19 protein-coding genes are annotated in these 17,511 nt (G+C 63.6%); 10 read left to right on the top strand and 9 right to left on the bottom strand.

Going from position 1 to position 17,511, the window contains the following annotated elements; all coding sequences use genetic code 11:
• Positions 1–399 precede the first annotated feature (399 nt).
• The 4 genes from ACTWPB_RS08950 to ACTWPB_RS08935 all read left to right on the top strand — a co-directional run bounded on the left by ACTWPB_RS08950 (position 400) and on the right by ACTWPB_RS08935 (position 2,590).
• A complete protein-coding gene (locus ACTWPB_RS08950; RefSeq protein WP_446225209.1) occupies positions 400–747 on the top strand; it encodes a toxin-antitoxin system YwqK family antitoxin in 348 nt (115 codons plus the stop codon).
• A 92-nt stretch (positions 748–839) separates the two neighbouring features.
• On the top strand, positions 840–1,157 hold the full coding sequence (locus ACTWPB_RS08945; protein WP_446225208.1) for an SUKH-3 domain-containing protein: 318 nt from the start codon (positions 840–842) through the stop codon (positions 1,155–1,157).
• The gene (locus ACTWPB_RS08940; RefSeq protein ID WP_446226273.1) at positions 1,099–1,359 is read left to right on the top strand and encodes an SUKH-3 domain-containing protein; all 261 of its coding nucleotides are present in this window, start codon (positions 1,099–1,101) and stop codon (positions 1,357–1,359) included. The genes ACTWPB_RS08945 and ACTWPB_RS08940 overlap by 59 nt, the downstream gene beginning before the upstream one ends.
• Before the next feature lie 976 nt (positions 1,360–2,335).
• Positions 2,336–2,590: a type II toxin-antitoxin system Phd/YefM family antitoxin gene (locus ACTWPB_RS08935; protein WP_446225207.1), complete on the top strand. Its 255-nt coding sequence runs from the start codon at positions 2,336–2,338 to the stop codon at positions 2,588–2,590.
• Between the two features lie 121 nt (positions 2,591–2,711).
• Here the strand turns inward: ACTWPB_RS08935 and ACTWPB_RS08930 are convergent, their stop codons facing one another.
• The 4 genes from ACTWPB_RS08930 to ACTWPB_RS08915 are packed head-to-tail and all read right to left on the bottom strand — an operon-like array spanning position 2,712 to position 5,739.
• Positions 2,712–3,488: an ESX secretion-associated protein EspG gene (locus ACTWPB_RS08930; protein ID WP_446226272.1), complete on the bottom strand. Its 777-nt coding sequence runs from the start codon at positions 3,486–3,488 to the stop codon at positions 2,712–2,714.
• A gap of 12 nt (positions 3,489–3,500) precedes the next feature.
• The gene (locus tag ACTWPB_RS08925) at positions 3,501–4,823 is read right to left on the bottom strand and encodes a hypothetical protein (RefSeq protein ID WP_446225206.1); all 1,323 of its coding nucleotides are present in this window, start codon (positions 4,821–4,823) and stop codon (positions 3,501–3,503) included.
• Positions 4,823–5,200, bottom strand: coding sequence for a hypothetical protein (locus tag ACTWPB_RS08920; RefSeq protein WP_446225205.1), 378 nt, complete (start codon positions 5,198–5,200; stop codon positions 4,823–4,825). The genes ACTWPB_RS08925 and ACTWPB_RS08920 overlap by 1 nt, the downstream gene beginning before the upstream one ends.
• A gap of 14 nt (positions 5,201–5,214) precedes the next feature.
• Entirely contained in the window at positions 5,215–5,739 is a 525-nt protein-coding gene (locus tag ACTWPB_RS08915) for a DUF3558 domain-containing protein (RefSeq protein WP_446225204.1), read from the bottom strand.
• Between the two features lie 88 nt (positions 5,740–5,827).
• Here ACTWPB_RS08915 and ACTWPB_RS08910 point away from each other — a divergent pair, with 88 nt between their 5' ends.
• The 6 genes from ACTWPB_RS08910 (at position 5,828) to ACTWPB_RS08885 (ending at position 11,672) form a co-directional block, all read left to right on the top strand.
• Entirely contained in the window at positions 5,828–6,193 is a 366-nt protein-coding gene (locus ACTWPB_RS08910; protein WP_446225203.1) for a hypothetical protein, read from the top strand.
• 346 nt (positions 6,194–6,539) lie between these two features.
• Positions 6,540–8,744: a protein kinase domain-containing protein gene (locus ACTWPB_RS08905; RefSeq protein WP_446226271.1), complete on the top strand. Its 2,205-nt coding sequence runs from the start codon at positions 6,540–6,542 to the stop codon at positions 8,742–8,744.
• Positions 8,745–8,977: 233 nt separating this feature from the next.
• Entirely contained in the window at positions 8,978–10,135 is a 1,158-nt protein-coding gene (locus tag ACTWPB_RS08900) for an FAD-binding oxidoreductase (RefSeq protein ID WP_446225202.1), read from the top strand.
• 29 nt (positions 10,136–10,164) lie between these two features.
• Positions 10,165–10,923, top strand: coding sequence for an FAD-binding oxidoreductase (locus ACTWPB_RS08895; protein WP_446225201.1), 759 nt, complete (start codon positions 10,165–10,167; stop codon positions 10,921–10,923).
• Between the two features lie 90 nt (positions 10,924–11,013).
• Positions 11,014–11,280, top strand: a complete 267-nt coding sequence (locus tag ACTWPB_RS08890; RefSeq protein WP_446225200.1) for a type II toxin-antitoxin system Phd/YefM family antitoxin — start codon at positions 11,014–11,016, stop codon at positions 11,278–11,280.
• Entirely contained in the window at positions 11,268–11,672 is a 405-nt protein-coding gene (locus ACTWPB_RS08885) for a PIN domain-containing protein (RefSeq protein WP_446225199.1), read from the top strand. Before ACTWPB_RS08890 ends, ACTWPB_RS08885 begins: the two co-directional genes overlap by 13 nt.
• Positions 11,673–11,675: 3 nt before the next feature.
• Here ACTWPB_RS08885 and ACTWPB_RS08880 read toward each other — a convergent pair whose 3' ends face one another.
• The 5 genes from ACTWPB_RS08880 to dnaK form a co-directional block, all read right to left on the bottom strand.
• A complete protein-coding gene (locus ACTWPB_RS08880; protein ID WP_446225198.1) occupies positions 11,676–12,845 on the bottom strand; it encodes an FAD-binding oxidoreductase in 1,170 nt (389 codons plus the stop codon).
• A 617-nt stretch (positions 12,846–13,462) separates the two neighbouring features.
• On the bottom strand, positions 13,463–13,864 hold the full coding sequence (locus tag ACTWPB_RS08875; protein WP_446225197.1) for a heat shock protein transcriptional repressor HspR: 402 nt from the start codon (positions 13,862–13,864) through the stop codon (positions 13,463–13,465).
• The gene (gene dnaJ / locus ACTWPB_RS08870; protein ID WP_446225196.1) at positions 13,864–15,057 is read right to left on the bottom strand and encodes a molecular chaperone DnaJ; all 1,194 of its coding nucleotides are present in this window, start codon (positions 15,055–15,057) and stop codon (positions 13,864–13,866) included. The genes ACTWPB_RS08875 and dnaJ overlap by 1 nt, the downstream gene beginning before the upstream one ends.
• An 18-nt stretch (positions 15,058–15,075) precedes the next feature.
• The gene (grpE, locus tag ACTWPB_RS08865; protein ID WP_446225195.1) at positions 15,076–15,642 is read right to left on the bottom strand and encodes a nucleotide exchange factor GrpE; all 567 of its coding nucleotides are present in this window, start codon (positions 15,640–15,642) and stop codon (positions 15,076–15,078) included.
• Positions 15,639–17,504 (bottom strand): molecular chaperone DnaK, encoded by a 1,866-nt coding sequence (gene dnaK, locus ACTWPB_RS08860; protein ID WP_446225194.1) that lies wholly within the window; start codon positions 17,502–17,504, stop codon positions 15,639–15,641. The genes grpE and dnaK overlap by 4 nt, the downstream gene beginning before the upstream one ends.
• Positions 17,505–17,511 lie beyond the last annotated feature (7 nt).

The raw sequence follows: 17,511 nt of genomic DNA, 5'->3' as shown, positions 1-17,511 counted from the left end.
GATACGGCTCATGGGTCGAATTCGAATACGTCGTGGACCCACCCGGCCGATTCACAATAAATTACAACCGGGACGAGGAGCCCCGATTTGAAGCACCGCCTACCGGCCTAGAATTTCAGACCGAGAATGATTGGTTTCCACGAGCAGCCGCCAATATGCCCGAGTGGTTCCGGCGAGGACTGAATGCGAATGGGCACGAGTAGCCCATATTACGGAAAAAATTAGCGCCCAACGACGACTGTTCTCTATTGCCAATCAGTACGGAATGGTTCTCGCGAATTGCGCCGAAACGCAAAACGCTACCGCAGCCAACTCGCAATGTTTCGTAAAATCGGGAAGGACCCCCTTCGTCGCTAACCAAGAATTTCAGCGTCGACTAGAGCCGATAGACGGGGCGCGATGAAGCGAATCGATTGGAATCTTGATGGTAGCGGGATTGATTCTGATGACGACTTATGCATCACATACCAGGGAGAGGTCTTCACCGGTGAAATAGTCGAAACGGGCGTCGACAAGTTGTTGTCACAGCAGTTCTACGTCAACGGAATTCAAGAAGGCCCGGACAGGGAATGGTGGAGCAACGGGAGCCTGAAGTCCGAGGGAGTAATGAAGAACGGCAGGGCGTGCGGAAGCTTTCGCCGCTGGCATGAGAATGGCCTCCTAGCACAGGAGCAGCGATTTAACGACTGCGGCGCCCTCTTTTCTGTCAGCGAATGGGCTGAAAACGGAAACCCCATTGACAAATGATCAGGCGAAATGACTTCTGAAAATCCACGGCATTTCACTTCCCGACTGGGTCATAAATCCGCAAATCAAACTTCTCCCAGTTTCTGCCTCAGATGAACCGGCCAGAGGTGAATTGCATACCGCAAACCCGATACAAAGATCGCTGCGAGAGCAGTACTGAATTACTGGACTGGTTGACAAAATACGGTTGGTCGACCAATCGGGATATTGGAAGTGACGCCGATGAAATGGTTGAACGTTTTACAGGCTACGCTTTTGACGAACGATCCCCGCTTGTTCCAACTCCAGCAGCGCGAGCCGTAATTCACAGCTTGGGGAAACTGAAGTTCAGGCGCGGTTCAGGTATGGAAGATTTTTGGAATTTCGACCTCCCATTTCTTCGCCCTGGAGAGGCTGAGAAATTTCGCTGAACTCAGCGAAAATCTCGGCGAACAGGTCTTCCCCGTAGGCTATGAGCAGCCCGAGCACTCCATACTACTCGTCGATGGGCGGGGTCGATTCTTTCGGTATCACCATACCGGTGCCTATTATTTCGGGAAGGATCAGCTCGAATCTTTGGACAACTATCGGCGATGCATTTCCCCAACCGATGCGGAGGATCTCTTTGCGTGAGGAATATCCAGCTACTGTTGCATCTCTGCTCAACGAGCGGGTTTCCGTGCTTCGACTCCCGCAGAACTCCCACGGAGGAATACCAATGGCTAACTGGCCACCACTCAGTCCGGTCGAACAACAGGAGAAGCTGGCTGATATAACTGAGGGAATCGTTGAATCCCTCCTTGTCGGCTGGACGCGACTGGTTGTTCGAGCCAAAACGGTGGGCCCACACTCCGAATCGGAGACCGGAGTCAAGATGGCCGATGGTTCGGTACGGCGATGGCTGTTTCCACAGGAAGTGTGGCGGAAATTTCAGCAACTCCGCAAAGGTATGTCTATCGAAGACCGAGGCTCTTGGATCGAGTTCGAGTATATTGTCGACCCTCCTGGACGATCTTCTATCAGATACAATCGCGACGAAGATCCACGATTTGAGACGCCACCTACCGCACGACAGTTTGCAACTGAGAATACATGGTTTCCGCGTTCGCCCGACACCATTCCGGACTGGTTTCGACGCGGGTTGGAACAATGACAATGGCGAGCGAGACAAACCGGCGAGACATGGAGGTTTTCAGCCGGGATATAATCGGTTCCGGATTTGCCACGAAAGAATCAATAGCAGGATGCGCCGCAGTGGAGATTGCATAGGTTTGTTCCATTGCGCCCAGCAATTTTCCTATCCCCGACGAGTACCTAGCATTTTTGGAGATTATAGGAAAGGGGGCTGGCACTCTATTCAGAGGAACCGATCTTTTCTTTCCGCGGATTCTTGATTCACGAGACGCGGCCTTGGACACGGCGCAGCGCACGATCGGCCCCGACACGGCCGACCGAAACGGCCCGAACCCAGCTCGGATGTCCCTGACGCCACGGGAGCCTTGGGTGCCCCGACCCTGACCGGTGGCGGTGTCCACGCTGCATTCGGTTCGGAATTTCCGGCCACCTCTATGACATCGCCATACGTAGCATCGGACGCCATCCTTGGGGTATGACCAAGACGATCACCCAGGCTGACCTGAGCAACGGCAGTGTGGGCGTTATGGATGCGCTCGAGGCCGGCGAAGATTTCATCATCACCCGCAACGGGCATCCGGTCGGAGAACTGCGTCCAATCCGCGCGCAGCGGAACGTGACAACAGCGGACCTCAAGGCGCGGCTCGCGCGCTTCGCCGGGACAGGGGACGCTGCGGCGGAGCGGACTGAGATCGATGCGGCGTTCGGTGAGGATCGCCTCGATGACTGAACAGCGACACCCGGTCGGGCTACTGGACAGGTCGGCAGGGGCATCCGGCGGAAAGCCCGTGCTCTCCCGCAGCATCGTGGACATGTCGCCAGTCCGGCGCTATTCGAAAGAATGAAAGCATTCAGTGGGGGAGGTAGGTGCCGGTGCGGGCTTTGGTGGCTGTGGTGGTGAGGATGGTGGCGAGGGTGGCTTGGATTCGGGGTGGGGTGGTGGGTTTGGCTATGAAGGTGGTTTCGCCGTAGAAGACGTAGCGGCCGTCGCCGGGGATGTCGTGGAGCTGGAAGTCGTCGCGGCCTTCGGTGTGGCGGTTGTCGACGCTGGCGTGGGCGTAGACGCCGATGTGGGTGAGGGTGGTGGTGGGTTTGGCCAGGAAGGATTCGAGTTGTTCGCGGGGGGTGGGGTTCCAGTGGTCGCGGACGTGGGGGCGGGGGGCGGCGAGTTCTGCTGCGGTGACGCGGATTTCGCGGCCTCTGCCGGGGGCGACCTTCGGGAGGGTGGAGAGGACGGCAGCGGCCAGGGCTTCGGGAGCCAGTAGGTGGAGGGTCACGTCGCCGGGGTTGGATTCGTCGCCCGGCGCCTGGACGGCCAGGGCCGCATAGTTGTCGCGGGTGCCGCCGTGTGCTCGGATCGTTCTCGAGTTGCCGGAGGCGCCGACAACCTCGACGCGGGCGTGCGGTGCCAGGAGCGCCGCTACCGCGTGGTCGAGGTTGCTGTCGAACTGGGCCTGCAGCGACTCGGCGGCCTTGCGCTGCAGTCGAAGCGTGTCGGAGCGGAAGTCGGTGGTGTGGCGGTGATGCAGGGGGTACGGCAGGACATCACGACCCGCCGCTTCCCACATGGTGCGGAATTCCAGAGCGGTGAGGTGCCAGGTGGAGACGGGAGATCTGTTCTGCTGCATCACGATTCGTGCCTAATCTGCGCCGATAACGGGCGGAACCGTGCGGGGTGGATCACCCAGGCCGGTGAGTTCGTCGCCGTGTTCCTGGGTGATGAGGTAATCGGGGATTCCCTTGGTGGATTCGTCGTCTTTGCCGCCACCCTTGCCTGCGCCGGGGCCCATCATGCCGGGCGCGCCTGAGCGGCCTGCTGCGCCGGTGCCAGCACCTGCCCCGCGGCCCGCAGCAGCGCCACCGGCCGGACTTCCGGGAACTACGCCGCCGGGGGTGCCCGCACTCGGTGAACCTGCGCCGGGTGACCCTGCGCCCGGGGATCCACCGCCGGGTGAGCCTGCCCCACCCGGCGATCCGGATGGAGAACCCGAACCTGGGATGGTCGAGGTCGGGGTTGTTGACGCGGGCGTTGTCGAACCGGGTTCGGTCGACTGGGGGTTGGTCGATTCGGACGTTGTCGAATCGTCGGTCGAGGTGTCGGTGTCCTCGGGCTCGGCGGTCGGGGTGGTTGACGCAGGGGTGGTGGCCGGGGCAGTCGGCTGCTGGGCGGTGGGTTGTGTGGATGCGCCCCGGTTTCCCGGTTGCGTTCCGCCGCCGGGTATTTCAGGGTCGCCGCCGCCATTTTCGATGGCCTTCGGGATGGGGATGACAGGGACGTCGGTGTCGGACTCGTGGATGACCGGGGCATAGACGGTCTGCAGGACGCGAACCGCTTCGGCTTTCGCATTCTGTTGTGCGACGTCGTCATCGCGCCAGCCACGGCCCGTCAGGAAGCTGCGGAGATTCGCGCCACCGCTTCGGTGCTCCGGCGGGTACGGGACCAGGTTCTTCGTCGGCTCGAGACCGGTGCGGAGTTCGTCCAGTTTTCCGCTGGTCAGGGCAGCTGCGGTGGTGACCTTTTGTCCCGTAACGTCATATGCCGCAACAGTTTGCGCGGCAGCGGTTGCGGCCGCGCCTGCCCAGACGTCCGGCGACATGCCGCGCGCGATCTGCTTTCGAAACGTGTCGAGTGACGTGGAGTTACGCGTTGAGATCTCTTTCCAGGTATCAACCAGACCTACGACGGAAGGCACGTTGATTGCATCGACCTTTGCGCGAAGCTGAGCGAGACTGGACGAATCGAACTCGTCGGTTCGGTTCACTACCTTCGGGCGATACGCACCGTCGAACCCGAGGTCGCGAGCGTTCTTGCGGACAGTGCTGCGCTGGTCGTTGAACTTGGTCTGAACGTCGGCGGCATCGGGTGCTTCTGCTTCGCCGTTCCCGGTGACCAAGTCGACAACGTTGCGACGCCAAGTTTCAACGAAGTTGACACCGTCGAGGTGCGAGGTCGGGTTGCCCATCAGTTCACCTGGTCCGCAACGTAATCGAGGGCGTTGGCGTTCTCGATGTCTTTGCCTGCGATGCGGTTGAAGGAAATCTTGAAAACTTCCTGAAGCTGTTGTACCGCTTCGATATCACTCATCACGACCTCGTAGATCGAGTTGGGCTCGCCCTGCGCCTGCGCCCTGAATTTGGCTTCCAGATCCTTGCCCATCTGGAAGTCGCCGAAACCGCTGACGTTCTGAGTTCGGCGAGCTATATCGAGGATCCCGCGAAGGTCTGTTAGGCGCTGATCACATGCCTTGAACATGTGGTACGCCGCCGCTTCATCGTTGAGGTAGATTTCACCAGCCTGTGCTTGCCCGAGCAAATTGCTGTACGGCGTCGGCTCTGCCATCGAAGTTTCTCCTGCTATTTCGGGAAGAGAGGGACGAGTACGGCCCCTGCCCGCTGCAGGTAGTCGCACGGATCATCGAGACCCTTGGCTATCGGCGAGTTCAGAACCTGAAGCTGCACAACACCGCGCGCAGCCGGGAACACCACGTCGCAGTCAAGATTCCTGGTATCGCCCTGTTCCTTGAACTGCCGTCCCTGTCGATCCGCGATGGTGACGTCGGTGAAATCGATGTTTCCCGGTTTCTGCTCGAAGTCCGCGACGGTTTTATCAGCCGAGTAGACAGTCAACGAGTAGTCACGACCTGCCCATCCACAGATCTCCCAACCAGGTTGCGCGTGGCCGCCGAGCCCGGTTTCCTCAGTCGCCGGATCCACCCCCGCCTCCGTCAACGCAGCATCAGAAATCTCCGTGCACGGATTCCACAGAACCGGCTTAGCCGTAGTCGTCGCCCCCTTCGACGTCGACTCCCCCGAGTCACACCCGACCAGCCCGACAACCGCCAAACCGGCAACCACCATCGCCGTACCTGCGCGTTTCATCCCCACCCCTTCCGGCCGAGCACTGCCTTGACCAGGCACATTAGCACGGTCAGCCGACCAGAGCCGGGGCCGCGTAGCTTATGTGAGCATGAGCGAACTTCGACTTTCGGCGCCGTTCGACGGGCGCAATCCCGAGGGCAAACCGGTAGTGAACCGGTCGGCGGTGGACTCCGATATACAGGATCGGGTGCTGTCCTACCTCGAGCACGCGCCGGTGATTCTGAGCGCCCGCAGCCACGACACCGACGAGTTCGACCCCACCCAGCGCGACGTGCCGTTGAACTTCCACACCGATGGCGTATTCGTCTGGCCGGGCGCTGTCCCCTATTACCTGCGCAAGTACGGGCTGCCGCCGGAGCCCGCGCTGGTCCAGCACATCGTCGGCAAGGGGTTCGAGATCGGGGAGGTCGACGAGGGGGCGCGGCAGGCGGCGGTGCAGAAGGTCGTCGGCTGACCCGGGATTTCGAACCCATCCAAGGAGAGGAGCTCTTCGGCTTCTGAGGGTGCGCGGCCGGGGCCGGGCATCTGGGTCGGGGCGGCCAGGCGTAGGCCGTCGAGGGCAATTTCGGTGTTGACGAAGGCGACGTCGTAGGTGGGTATGGATCCCCACCCGGTGCTGGTCCTGAGCACGTTTGCCGTGGCTGATCCCGACTTGTGCCGCGGCCCGTGCCGATCGTTTCGGAGCGATACCCTTGAGCAGGGAGGACTGGCACTGAGGAGATAATGTGGGCCAACCACGATCCCGGGCCGCATCGCGCGCCGCGGCCACGTTATCGCCCGGGGCTGATCTCGAGCTTCCGATTCATGGGCCGATCGACCTGGTCGATTCAGCGGAACAAACCCGCACCGCGCTTGCCACCGCCGTGGCACGGTTTTCCGAGGCTTGGGCATCCGGATCCCCACCCGACCTGTCGGCATACCTGCCCCGTGAACCGGCCCAGCGGCGAACGATACTGATCGAACTGATCAAGATCGACCTCGAGTACCGCTGGCTTCGCTATCACTTTCCCAAACGACTGGTCGACTATCGTGCGGAGTTCGCCGAGCTGCAAGGTGGTCCGCTGCCAGCCGACCTGGTCTACGAGGAATTCCACGCAGTGCGCCGTGGTTCATCCACCCCCGATCCGGCTGAGGTCACCGACGCGGTGACCGGCTCCGAGCTCGTCGGAGCCACCAATGATTACCGCAGCACGATGATTGCTCGACCGAATGCCCAAGTAGTCCTCGACACCATCGATGTCGGACACCGCGTCGAGGACTTCGACCTCTTGATGAGGATCGGGGCGGGCGCCTTCGCCCAGGTGTATCTCGCTCGGCAACAATCGATGCAACGATTGGTCGCAGTCAAGATTTCCCACAATCACGGCACCGAGCCGCAGACCCTCGCTCAATTGGACCACGAATACATCGTGCGCGTCTTCGACCAGCGACTCATTGCCGATGGCGAGCTGAAACTGCTCTACATGCAGTACCTACCGGGAGGCACACTGCTCGATGTGCTGCGCGTGGTGCGCTCGACGCCACCGGAACACCGCAGTGGGCAATTGCTGCTCGATGCCATCGACGAGATGCTGGAGAACAAGGGCGAGGTTCGGCCCACAGAATCAGCTGTTCGGATACGAACCGCCGCATTGACGTGGCCGGAGACCATCGCCTGGTTGGGCCGCCGACTCGCGGACGCTCTGGAACACGCGGCCGAACGGGGGGTATTGCATCGAGACATCAAACCCGCGAATGTGCTGTTGAGCGCCGAGGGGATTCCGAAGTTGGCCGACTTCAACGTCAGCTCCAGCACAGGCGTCAAAGGCACCAATCCCCTGGCCTACTTCGGCGGATCGCTGGCATACATGTCGCCCGAACAGCTCGAAGCCTGCCATCCGGACCTGCCGACAACCGCCGCCGACCTCGACACACGAAGCGACATCTTCGCGCTGGCCGTCATGCTGTGGGAGTTGCTCACAGGCCACCGCCCCTTCGCGGACGAAACGGCCGCAGGCGAGTCGGAGACTTCGCTGTCGCGCATGCTCGAACTGCGGCGCAGACCCGTCGACTCCGAGATTTTGTCGGAACTTCCGCCGGATTGCCCCATGGCATTGCGCCTGGTGCTGCTGAGGTGTTTGTCGCCCCACCGCGAAGACCGCTACTCCAGTGGCACGGAATTGGCCCAGCAGCTCGACTTGTGTCTCGAGGAGCGGGCGCGCGACCTGGTCTATCCGCCGCCGAACAGTTGGCGGGCACGACTTTCACGACTGCCCACCCCGATCCTGTGGTCATCGTCGATGGTCGGCGTCGGCCTGGCTACGGTCTACCTGGCGGTGCACCTTCAGGAACTGATCGCCGAGCGCCTGCCCCCGGCCACCGCCGCGCGGCTATACGACGGCACCATTATTTTCGTCCTCTGTGCCTTGCCGCCGTCCGTTCTCATCTACAGATACATATCGCGCAATTTGCTCGCTGTCCCTCGCGGCTTGCGCGATGGCAGACGCTACGACGAGGGGACGCTCGCGCGGGTGCGGTCGCGAACATTGTTGTGGGGCGACCTGTGTGCGATGAACACCCTGTTGTTCGCGGTGCTCGCAACCGTGACGGGGGTGCTGCTGCTCGTCTGGTTCACCGACCTCCCGGCGCGGATGCTGATCCATGCGGCAACGACCGTTCTGGTGACGGGCACCATCTCGGTCGCCTACACGTTCTTCCTTTCGACGTTCTACATCGTCCGCTGTGTTTATCCCATCTATCTGCGCCACGGCCCCACGACGATCGACGACTCGGACGAAGTTCGGGCGCTGCGCCGAAGAGCCACGGTCTATCTCGCGGTGACGGCGTCAGTGCCGGTGGTCGGGGTTCTGGCAGGATTCAGCGCCCTCGAACCGGAGGAGCTTACGCTCGTGCGCGATTCGGTTCTGGGGTTGTGCGCGGCCTCGGGGCTCGCGTTCGTCGCCGTCTATTGGTTGTTCAGGAAGCTGGACGCAGACCTGCGCGCGCTCGAGCGGGTGGTCGTGTAAATCAGCCCGGCGAACCTGCGCAGCGCGGCGCGGCGACCCCGAACAAGATCACTGACGCGTATCGATGGCGGGGAGATCGCGCTGATCGGGGGTGAGCGGTTTACGATCCGTGCGGCTGGGCAAGGCGTGACGAGCATCCCTGCACCGAGACGGCAGTTTCGGGGGATACTTGGGAGGGCGCCACCGACGGGTGAGCCACATTGCGGCAATTGTGGAGAATGGAGCTTGACGACGTGGATGCGCGTTCGCTTGCGCTGGTCCGCGCCGATTTCCGCGGGGTGACGGAGACACCCGGTGGGTCCGAGCGGCTGATCAGCGCTTTTTACGGTCACCTGTTCGCGCAGGACCCGAGATTGCGTGAGCTGTTTCCGCCTGCCATGGACATGCAGGCCAAGCGGATCACGACGGCGGTGCAGTTCGTCCTCGACCATCTCGAGGACTTCGAACGCGCGCAACGCTTCCTCGAGCAACTCGCCCGCGACCATCGCAAATACGGGGTCGAAGCCGACCACTACGACATGGCCGGACGCGCGCTGCTCGCGGCGCTGCGCACCTTCCACGGCAACCGCTGGACCAGAGAACTCGACGAGGGCTGGCGTGACATCACGCTACTGATCTCGGCGTCGATGGCGATCGGCGCCAACGAGGACACCTCGCAGCCGTACTGGGACGCCACCGTGGTGGGTCATCGGCGGGTGCTCGACGATCTGGCGATCGTGCGGTTGCAGGCCGACGGGCCCATTCCGTTCAAGGCCGGACAGTATGTGCCGGTCGCGGTGCCGCAGCGGCCGAATATGTGGCGATACTTCTCCCCCGCCATCCCCGCGAACCCGTATGGCGAGATCGAATTCCATGTGCGGCGGATCAGTGGTGGCTGGGTGAGTCCGGCGATCGTCAACGACACCAAGGTCGGGGATCGGTGGAAGATCGCCGGGCCACTCGGTGGGTTGCACGTGGACCGGGAGTCGGGGCGCGATGTGCTGATGATCGGCTCCGGCACGGGGATCGCGCCGTTGCGCGCGCAGCTGATCGAGATGAGTCAGCGTGGGATCAATCCGCGCGTGCACTTCTTCATCGGCGGGCGCTATCCCGGCGACCTCTACGACGTGGACAACATGTGGCAGCTCTCGCAATCCAATCCGTGGTTGACCGTGGTGCCGGTGTGCGAGGAACACACCAATCCCTGGTGGTACCCGCAGGATTCGGGCGAGACGCCGATGGGCATGCCGCGTCGCTTGGTCGGTAATCTAGGAGCAGTGGTGACCAGCTTCGGGGCGTGGTCGGACCGTCAGATCCAGATCGCGGGATCGCCGACGATGATCGCCAACACCCGCTACGCGCTCCAGCGGGCCGGTACACCGAGCGAGATCATCGCTGCCGACCCTGTCTGAACCCGCCCTTCACTTCGCGAAAGAGGCCGATGAGCAACGCTTTTCCTGACCCCGCATGGACGGCTACCGTCGTCGGCCACCACCGCCTGCGCCACGACCTCGCCGTGATCCGGCTGATCGGCGATTTCGTGCCGTTCGAGGCCGGCGGTTCGGTGGAAGTGGAGGTGCCGCAGCATCCCGGGGTGCAGCGGCGGTTCTCCCCCGCGCTGCCGCCCTCGCTGGACGGCAAGCTCGAGTTCCATGTGCGGACGGTGCCCGGTGGGTGGTGCTCGAGTTCTATCGTCGCCGACACCAAACCCGGTGACCAGTGGCGAATCAACGCTCCCCATGGGGTTTTCGCGGTTGATCCCGATGCTGTCGAGGTGGTGATGATCGCCGGCGGTACCGGACTGGCGCCGATGCGCGCCCAGATCCTGGACCTGGCCCGCCGCGACACTCCACCGCGCACCTATTTGTTCTTCGGCGGACGCTCGCCGCGCGACCTCTACGCCAACGACATGCTGTTCCTGCTGGCGGGCGAATTGCCTTGGCTTTCCGTCATTCCGGTTGTCGAAAGCCCGGATGATCCTGCGGTGCGCGATGAATGGCATGAGCAGACCCGCTCCGATGTGGGCTTCGGCCCCGACGAAATGCTCTACGGCACCCTCGCCGACGTCGCCGCCGCCCACGGCCCTTTCACCAAACACCAAGTCCTGGTCTGCGGCTCCCCCGCGATGGTCCGCACCACCGTCGACCGCCTGATCGAATCAGGAACTCCCCCGACCAACATCATCTCCGAAGGCGCCTGATAGCTGCTACCCGCACGAACCTCAGCCGCGAAGCTGACTGGGCGAGGTGAACGAGATAATCGGATAATCTGATTCTGATATCATGATTGCATGAAGGAGATCAGTGCGACCGAGGCTGCGCGGGCGTTTGCGCGGGTACTCGATGAGGCCGAGGCGGGTGAGGAGTTCGTCATCACCCGGAAGGGGGTGTGCGTGGCTCGACTGCTCCCGGCGCCGCGCGCCAACGGTGCCGGGCTCAACGGGCTGGCCCGCAAGTGGTCGGGGAAGATCGGGTTGGACGACGAGTTCGAGGCTGCGGTCGATGCGATCGATCAGTACGCGAGCGCCGAGGAAGACAGCGACCCGTGGCAAAGCTGATCCTCGACACCGGCGTGCTGATCGCCAGCGATCGGGGCACAGTCGATCTGACGGACATCATCGACGACAACGACAACGTGGCCGTCGCTTCGGTCGTGATCGCGGAGTACCTCACTGGACTCGCCGGTCAGACCGACCCTGCGAAGCAAGCTAGCGCGCGAGCATTCCTCGCCGAGTTCCGCGCCATCGTGCCGAGCATTCCTTATGACGACGTGATCGCCGAACATCACGCGGAACTGCTCTCGTATGTTCGAGCCGAAGGAACGCCGCGAGGTGCGCACGACCTGATCATTGCGGCTACCGCGCGGGCGACCGGACGGACTGTCATTACCACCGATCGGCGCGCCAAGTTCGGTGAGCTTCCCGGAGTCGAAGCCCTCCTGGTTGGCTGACTCTCAGAACAGGGGGTCGTGGCGGATTGATTGGGCTTGGGTGCCGGCTGCCATCAGGCGGAACTTGGTGGTTTGGACCATCGAGGGGGAGCCGACGATCTGAACGTCGCGGTCGGACCAAGGGCCGTAGCTGGCCACTACCTTGCCGATTTGGCCGGTCATTCGGGGTTCGAGGCCGGGGAGGTCGGGGTGGGGTTCGCCGGAATCGTAGTACCACCAGGGGTTTTCGTCACTTTCGGTGACGGGGGTGACGGTGAGCCATTTGTTGGCGAGGGCGAGTTGGCTCAGGACCTGGAGGTCGTAGAGGTCGCAGGGGTGGTGGCCGCCGACGAACAGGTGGACCTTCGGGTTGACGCGCCGTTGGGCCATCGCCATGATCTGGGCGCGCAGGGGGGCGATGCCGGTGCCGCAGCCGACCATCAGCATCTTGCGCTTGGTGTTGCGTGGCACGCCGAGGCCGCCGAGGGGCGAGCCGAGCGCCCACTGATCGCCGACGGCGGTGTGCGCGACCATGGCGGGGCTGACCCAGCCGCCGAGCACGCCGCGCACGTGGAACTCGATCTCGCCCTGGGGATTGGCGGGATTCGCGGGCGAGAGATAACGCCACATCCGCGGTCGCGAGGGGATCTGCACGCTGAGGTACTGGCCGGCGGCGTACTGCATCGGCACGTCGAGCTGGACCCGAACGATCGAGAGATTACGCAGTACCTCGCGATGTTCGACAACGGTGCCCGTCCAGGTGGCCGGTGTCGTCTCCTTGTCGGCGGCGCTGATCATCGCGCCGCTGATGGTGGCCAGGCCCTCGTCCCACGCGGTGGCGACCTCGTCGGTCCACATCTCCGCACCGGCGAACAACCGCATGGCAGACTTCAGCGAATTGGCCACGGCCACATAGTGAGCAGGTTGCACACCGTACTTGCGGTGGTCGCGCCCGAGCTGGGCCAGGAACGGCAGCAGCTTGTCGGGTTCCTCGAGCCGGTCGAGCGCGTAGGAGATCGCCGAGACGAGGCGGTCGCGCTGGGAGTCCATGGCAGCCGGGAAGTAGTCGCGGACACCGGGGTAGTCCGTGAAGAGGATCGAGTAGAACGACCTCGACAGCTTCTCGGGGCCACCGTCTTCCGCAGCAACCGCCTTGAACGTCGTACGGATCAAAGCGATAGTCCGCGAATCCATATGTGTCACAACCTCGTTTCGCCATCGAACGCTAGCCGCGCCGGCGAGTGACGGGCTGGGAGGACACTCGTCAGCAGCCGATGCGAGAAGTCTAGGCGAGGTTTGCCAGCTTAGGAATCGTACTCTTAAACATCACGCATGTAATTCTTGAAATACCAGGCGGTTCCCAGTAGTTTCCCATGAAAACATACCTGGAGACCGTTAACTGCGGGTGAACACCTGCCGATGATTCCCCAAAATGCCCGGCATACCAGGCAATTGGACACCAACATGCCTGGTAGAGCGACCCTTCCGCTACAACGACAGCCTGCCACGATCCGACGCGCCGGGCCATGACACGCAGGGTAGGCGCACCGGAGTGGCTGGCCGAGAGCGGCGAATCAGCTTTCAACCACACCGAATTCAGCATCCCATCAGCAAACTTTTGGACGTCCATGCTGATAAATCCGCACCTCAGCGCGCCGCAACGCAACTTCCGATCAGCAAGATCACGAATAAGTGAGTTGCTGGAGAGTCACTGGCCGGTCGCCGGGGGTTGACCGGAGACGAGCGAGCCCCCGGCTCGGCATCCACCGCAGTGGATTTCGAACCGGAGGCTCGTCGCAGGCGAATACGGCTCAGCGCCGATGCCGTGGCTGCCACACCACGAGCGCGGTACTGCGTGCCGGCGGCGACAGATCGGGCCGGTAGCCCGCCCGCAACCGCTCCAGCTCCACGCTCATCTCCTCGACGCGCTGCTGCAACGCCTCCACCTGATTGGTGAGTTCGATGATGCGCTTGATGCCGGCGAGATTGACGCCCTCGTCCTGCGACAGGCGCTGCACCTCGCGCAGCACCTCCACATCGCGGGCCGAGTAACGGCGTCCGCCACCCGAGGTCCGTTGCGGGGTGACCAAACCCAGCCGGTCGTAGGTACGCAACGTCTGCGCGTGCATCCCCGCCAGCTGAGCCGCCACCGAGATCATGAAGAACTCGGCACGCGAGGCCGCACCCGAAACAGACTTCGGATCATCTGACATCAAGCACCCGCCCATCCTCCACGCGGTTCGAAGCCACTGGTCCTCTCCGCCTCCTGATAGCGCTTGAGCGCATCGGTGGCGTCGGAGTCGAGCGATTGCGGCACCGCGACCTTCACCGTGACCAGCAGGTCACCGGCGCCGCCTGCCGCACCGCGCTTGGGCACACCACGACCGCGAACCCGCAGGATACGCCCGTCGGCGGTGCCCGCGGGCACCTTCACGCCGACCCGGCCGTCCAGCGTGGGCACGGAAACCGTAGTCCCAAGGACCAATTCGCTGTAACTCACCGGAAGCACCAGGGTGAGGTCGTCGCCCTGGCGGCCGAAGACCTTGTCCTGGCTGACATGCACCGTGACATACAGATCGCCCGAAGGCGCACCGCGCAGACCCGCCTCGCCCTGACCGGCCAGCCGGATCTTCTGCCCATCGCTGACGCCAGGAGGGATCCGGACGGTGATGGTGCGGGTGCGGTTCTGGATACCGGTGCCCGAGCAGTCGGTGCACGGGTCGTCGATGATCGACCCGGTACCGCGGCAGTCGTCGCAGGGCTCGCTGAAACCGAACGCGCCCTGATTACGGCTCACCACGCCCGCACCGTTGCAGTGCGGGCACACGCGCGGGCTGGTGCCCGGCTTGGCACCGCTGCCGTGACAGGTGGTGCACGGCGAGGGACTTGTCATCCGAAGTGGAACGGTGACACCCTGGGCGGCCTCGCGGAAACCCAGGGTGGTCTCGGTCTCCACATCGGCGCCGCGGCGCGGACGAGCCGCCGCCCGGCCGCCGCCACCCCGGTTGAACAGCCCGCCCAGCAGATCGCCGAGCCCGCCGTCGCCCGTGGTGCCGGTGCCACCGGCCTGGCCGAAGATGTCACCGATGTTGAAGTCCTGCGAAAAGCCGCCGCCCGCACCGGGGTTGAACCCGCCGCCACCGTAGGCCCGGCCGCCACCGCCGCCGCCCGCGAACAGGCGGCGCGTCTCGTCGTACTCCTTGCGCTTGGCCGGATCCGACAGCACCGCGTTGGCTTCGCTGACGGTCTTGAACCGCTCCTCGGCCTTGGTGTCACCCGGGTTGGAGTCCGGGTGCAGGTCACGGGCGAGCTTGCGGTAGGCCTTCTTGATCTCGTCCTGCGAGGCGCCGGAGGAGACACCCAGCTCCTTGTAGAAGTCCTTTTCGATCCACTCCCGTTGGCTCACCGGGCATCTCCTCCTTTCCTATTTCTCGTTCGCGTCGGCATCCGCGTCCGATGCCTCCGCGTCGGTTACCCCGACCAACGCGTGCCGAAGCACCCGGTCGCCGAACCGATAGCCCTTGCGCATGACGATACCGATCACCGGGTCGGCGCCCGAACCCTCGTGCTGCACTGCCTCGTGCAGCGTGGGGTCGAACGGGTCACCGGCGGAACCGAATTCGACGAGACCCTGCTTGGTGAGCGCGATCTCCAGCTTGTCGGCGACGGACTTCAGCGGACCGGTCTCGAGGTCGCCGTGCGCCCTCGCCCGATCCAGATCGTCGAGCACCGCGAGCAATTCGGTGACCACCGAGGCCTTGGCGGCATCGATATTGGCCTGGCGGTCGCGCTCGACCCGGCGGCGGTAGTTCGCGTATTCCGCGGTCAACCGCTGCAGATCGGCCGTGCGCTCGGCCAGCTCGTCGTGCTCCGGCTCGACGACTTCGGCCTCGAGGGCGGAGTCCGCCGGGGCGGCCTCCGCGCTCTCGTCCGCGGTGTCGTCCAGGATGTCTTCGACCAACTCCTGCTCCGAGGAGTTCGCCTCGGTCACTTCTTGTCCGTGTCGACCGGCTCGTCCACGACCTCCGCGTCGACGACCTGATCGTCATCGGCCTGGCTCGGGCCCGTGCCGTTGCCGGACTGCGCGTCGGCGGCGGCGGAGGCTTCGTAGATCGCCTGACCCAGCGCCTGCGACTCGGTGGCCAGCTTCTCCACGGCCGACTTCACCGCGGAGATATCGGTGCCTTCCAGCGCCTGCTTGGCCTCGGTGACCGCGTTCTCCACCTTCGCCAGCTGATCGGCGGAGACCTGTGCGCCACCCTCGCTCAGCTTCTGCTCGTTGATGAACTTCTCGGTCTGGTGCACCAGCGACTCGGCCTGGTTGCGGGTCTCGGCCTCTTCACGGCGCGCCTTGTCGTCGGCGGCGTGCGCCTCGGCGTCGGCGACCATGCGCTCGATCTCTTCCTTGGACAGACCGGAGCCGTCCTGGATCTTGATCTTGTTTTCCTTGCCGGTGCCCTTGTCCTTCGCGGTGACGTGCACGATGCCGTTGGCGTCGATGTCGAAGGTGACCTCGATCTGCGGCACGCCACGCGGGGCGGGCGGCAGGCCGGTGAGCTCGAAGGAGCCGAGCAGCTTGTTGTGCGAGGCGATCTCGCGCTCACCCTGGAACACCTGGATCTGCACCGAAGGCTGGTTGTCGTCAGCGGTGGTGAAGGTTTCCGAGCGCTTGGTGGGGATGGTGGTGTTGCGCTCGATGAGCTTGGTCATCACGCCACCCTTGGTCTCGATGCCCAGCGACAGCGGGGTGACATCGAGCAGCAGGACGTCCTTGACCTCGCCCTTGAGCACGCCGGCCTGCAGAGCGGCGCCGACGGCGACGACCTCGTCCGGGTTCACGCCCTTGTTGGGCTCACGGCCGCCGGTCAGTTCCTTGACCAGGTCGGACACGGCGGGCATCCGGGTGGAGCCACCGACGAGCACGACGTGGTCGATATCGGCCACGTTCAGGCCCGAGTCCTTGATCACGGACTGGAACGGCGCACGGGTGCGATCCAGCAGATCAGAGGTGATCTTCTGGAACTCCGAGCGGGTGAGCTGCTCGTCGAGGAACAGCGGGTTCTTGTCCGCGTCGACGGTGATGTAGGGCAGGTTGATCGAGGTGGACTGGCCCGAGGACAGTTCGATCTTGGCCTTCTCCGAGGCCTCACGCAGGCGCTGCATGGCCATCTTGTCCTTGGTCAGGTCGATGCCCGAGGACGCCTTGAACTTGTCGACCAGCCAGGAAACGACGCGCTCGTCCCAGTCGTCGCCACCGAGGTGGTTGTCACCGGAGGTGGCACGGACCTCGACAACGCCCTCGCCGATTTCCAGCAGCGAGACATCGAAGGTGCCGCCACCGAGGTCGAAGACCAGGATGGTCTGCTCTTTGTCGCCCTTGTCCAGGCCGTACGCGAGCGCGGCCGCGGTGGGCTCGTTGACGATGCGCAGCACGTTGAGACCGGCGATCTGGCCGGCTTCCTTGGTGGCCTGACGCTGGGCGTCTTCGAAGTAGGCCGGGACGGTGATCACGGCGTCGGTGATCTCCTCGCCCAGGTAGGCCTCGGCATCGCGCTTCAGCTTCATCAGCGTGCGCGCGGAGATCTCCTGCGGCGTGTACTTCTTGTCGTCGATCTCGACGTTCCAGTCGGTGCCGATGTGGCGCTTGACCGAGCGGATGGTGCGATCGACGTTGGTGACCGCCTGGTTCTTCGCGGGCTGACCGACGAGAACCTCGCCGTTCTTCGCGAAGGCGACGATCGAGGGGGTGGTGCGCGAGCCTTCCGAGTTCGCGACGACGACCGGCTCGCCGCCTTCGAGCACGGCGACGACGGAGTTCGTGGTCCCGAGGTCGATTCCGACCGCACGAGCCATAGTGGTT

Source organism: Nocardia sp. IBHARD005, assembly GCF_052814245.1.
This window is presented reverse-complemented; position numbering and strand designations above follow the sequence as displayed.

Coding starts and splice junctions, on each gene's coding strand:
- ACTWPB_RS08925 (WP_446225206.1), bottom strand. CDS start 4,823: ATGGGCAACCCGACCTCGCACCTCGACGGTGTCAACTTCGTTGAAACT.
- ACTWPB_RS08945 (WP_446225208.1), top strand. CDS start 840: ATGAACCGGCCAGAGGTGAATTGCATACCGCAAACCCGATACAAAGAT.
- ACTWPB_RS08890 (WP_446225200.1), top strand. CDS start 11,014: ATGAAGGAGATCAGTGCGACCGAGGCTGCGCGGGCGTTTGCGCGGGTA.
- ACTWPB_RS08950 (WP_446225209.1), top strand. CDS start 400: ATGAAGCGAATCGATTGGAATCTTGATGGTAGCGGGATTGATTCTGAT.
- ACTWPB_RS08880 (WP_446225198.1), bottom strand. CDS start 12,845: ATGGATTCGCGGACTATCGCTTTGATCCGTACGACGTTCAAGGCGGTT.
- ACTWPB_RS08895 (WP_446225201.1), top strand. CDS start 10,165: ATGAGCAACGCTTTTCCTGACCCCGCATGGACGGCTACCGTCGTCGGC.
- ACTWPB_RS08915 (WP_446225204.1), bottom strand. CDS start 5,739: ATGAAACGCGCAGGTACGGCGATGGTGGTTGCCGGTTTGGCGGTTGTC.
- ACTWPB_RS08920 (WP_446225205.1), bottom strand. CDS start 5,200: ATGGCAGAGCCGACGCCGTACAGCAATTTGCTCGGGCAAGCACAGGCT.
- ACTWPB_RS08930 (WP_446226272.1), bottom strand. CDS start 3,488: ATGCAGCAGAACAGATCTCCCGTCTCCACCTGGCACCTCACCGCTCTG.
- dnaK (WP_446225194.1), bottom strand. CDS start 17,504: ATGGCTCGTGCGGTCGGAATCGACCTCGGGACCACGAACTCCGTCGTC.
- ACTWPB_RS08910 (WP_446225203.1), top strand. CDS start 5,828: ATGAGCGAACTTCGACTTTCGGCGCCGTTCGACGGGCGCAATCCCGAG.
- ACTWPB_RS08875 (WP_446225197.1), bottom strand. CDS start 13,864: ATGTCAGATGATCCGAAGTCTGTTTCGGGTGCGGCCTCGCGTGCCGAG.
- ACTWPB_RS08935 (WP_446225207.1), top strand. CDS start 2,336: ATGACCAAGACGATCACCCAGGCTGACCTGAGCAACGGCAGTGTGGGC.